The sequence below is a fragment of the Acidovorax delafieldii 2AN genome (genome assembly GCF_000175235.1).
In the GTDB taxonomy this organism is placed as follows: Bacteria; Pseudomonadota; Gammaproteobacteria; order Burkholderiales; family Burkholderiaceae_C; genus Acidovorax; species Acidovorax delafieldii_B.
In genome coordinates, this window is sequence record NZ_ACQT01000408.1 from 1 (window position 1) to 2,133 (window position 2,133).

The 2,133-nt window shown below is 64.4% G+C and carries 1 protein-coding gene and 1 pseudogene; both read left to right on the forward strand.

Annotated features, from left to right (window positions below):
* A partial coding sequence (locus ACDELDRAFT_RS21625) for a Mu transposase C-terminal domain-containing protein (protein ID WP_040330460.1) occupies positions 1 to 1,292 on the forward strand: 1,292 nt, incomplete at its 5' end.
* 2 nt (positions 1,293 to 1,294) lie between these two features.
* Positions 1,295 to 2,133 (forward strand): annotated as a pseudogene (locus ACDELDRAFT_RS21630) (TniB family NTP-binding protein); the annotation flags it as partial.

Genomic DNA, 2,133 nt, shown 5'->3' on the forward strand with positions numbered 1-2,133 from the left:
GGGTGCCGGCGCGCAACACGGTGGCTCTGCGGATCGCCGGCCTCGATCCGCGCGAGGTCACTCACCGCCGGGAAGGACAAGATGCCGCCCGCGACCTGCAAGGTGTTGGTGGTGTTCCGCCACCCGTCTCCGCGCCGCTGGAGCAGGTGCAGATCGACCACACAGTCATCGACCTGATCGTGGTGGACGAGCGCGACCGGCAACCGATTGGCCGTCCATACCTGACCCTCGCCATCGACGTATTCACCCGCTGCGTGGTTGGCATGGTCGTTACGCTGGAAGCCCCGTCCGCCGTCTCGGTCGGCTTGTGCTTGGTGCATGCCGCCTGCGACAAGCGCCCTTGGTTGGAAGGGTTGAACGTAGAGATGGATTGGCCGATGAGCGGCAAGCCCAGACTGCTCTACTTGGACAACGCGGCTGAGTTCAAGAGCGAGGCGCTGCGCCGTGGCTGCGAGCAGCATGGTATCCGGTTGGACTATCGCCCGCTCGGGCAGCCGCACTACGGCGGTATCGTGGAACGGATCATCGGCACGGCGATGCAGATGATCCACGACGAATTGCCGGGGACGACCTTCTCCAATCCTGACCAGCGCGGGGAATACGCCTCCGAGAAGATGGCCGCCCTGACACTGCGCGAGCTGGAACGCTGGCTCGCATTGGCGGTTGGCACCTATCACGGCTCCGTGCACAACGGCCTGCTCCAACCGCCGGCCGCACGCTGGGCCGAAGCTGTCGCGCGTACCGGCGTGCCAACCGTCATCACTCGCGCCACGGCTTTTCTGGTCGATTTTCTGCCCATCATCCGCCGCACGCTGACCCGCACCGGCTTCGTCATCGACCACATCCACTACTACGCCGATGCGCTCAAGCCGTGGATAGCTCGGCGGGACCGCTTGCCTGCGTTCCTGATCCGGCGCGACCCGCGCGACATCAGCCGCATATGGGTGCTGGAACCAGAGGGGCAGCACTACCTGGAAATTCCCTACCGTACCTTGTCGCACCCGGCTGTCACCCTCTGGGAACAACGACAGGCGCTGGCGAAATTGCGGCAGCAAGGGCGCGAACAGGTGGATGAGTCGGCGTTGTTCCGCATGATCGGCCAGATGCGCGAAATCGTTACCACCGCGCAGAAGGCTACGCGCAAGGCGCGGCGCGACGCGGATCGACGCCAGCATCTCAAGGCAACGGCAACGCCTGTCAAAACCACGCCACCACCGGGCGCTGACATGGATGGGCAGCAGGCAGACAACCAGCCGCCGGCCAAACCGTTCGACCAGATTGAGGAGTGGTAGCCGTGGAAGAATATCCCATCATCGACTTGTCCCACCTGCTGCCGGCGGCCCAGGGCTTGGCACGTCTCCCGGCGGACGAACGCATCCATCGCCTTCGCGCCGACCGCTGGATCGGCTATCCGCGAGCAATCGAGGCGCTGAACCGGCTGGAAGCCCTGTATGCGTGGCCAAACAAACAACGCATGCCCAACCTGCTGTTGATTGGCCCAACCAACAACGGCAAGTCGATGATCGTCGAGAAATTCCGGCGCACGCATCTGGCCAGCGCCGATGCCGACCAGGAGCACATCCCGGTGCTGGTCGTGCAGATGCCGTCCGAGCCGTCTGTGATCCGCTTCTACGTCGCGCTGCTCGCGGCGATGGGTGCGCCATTGCGACCGCGCCCACGGCTGCCGGAAATGGAGCAACTGGCGCTGGCACTGCTGCGCAAGGTCGGCGTGCGCATTTTGGTGATCGACGAGTTGCACAACGTCCTGGCTGGTAACAGCGTCAACCGCCGGGAATTCCTCAATCTGCTGCGCTTCCTCGGCAACGAACTGCGCATCCCACTGGTCGGGGTTGGCACGCGCGACGCCTATCTGGCCATCCGCTCGGATGACCAGTTGGAAAACCGCTTCGAGCCGATGATGCTGCCGCTGTGGGAGGCCAACGACGATTGCTGCTCACTGCTGGCCAGCTTCGCCGCTTCGCTTCCTCTGCGGCGACCCTCGTCGATTGCCACGCTGGACATGGCCCGCTACCTGCTCACAACGCAGCGAGGGCACCATAGGCGAACTGGCGCACTTGCTGATGGCAGCGGCCATCGTCGCCGTGGAGAGCTGCGAGGAAGCGATCAACCATC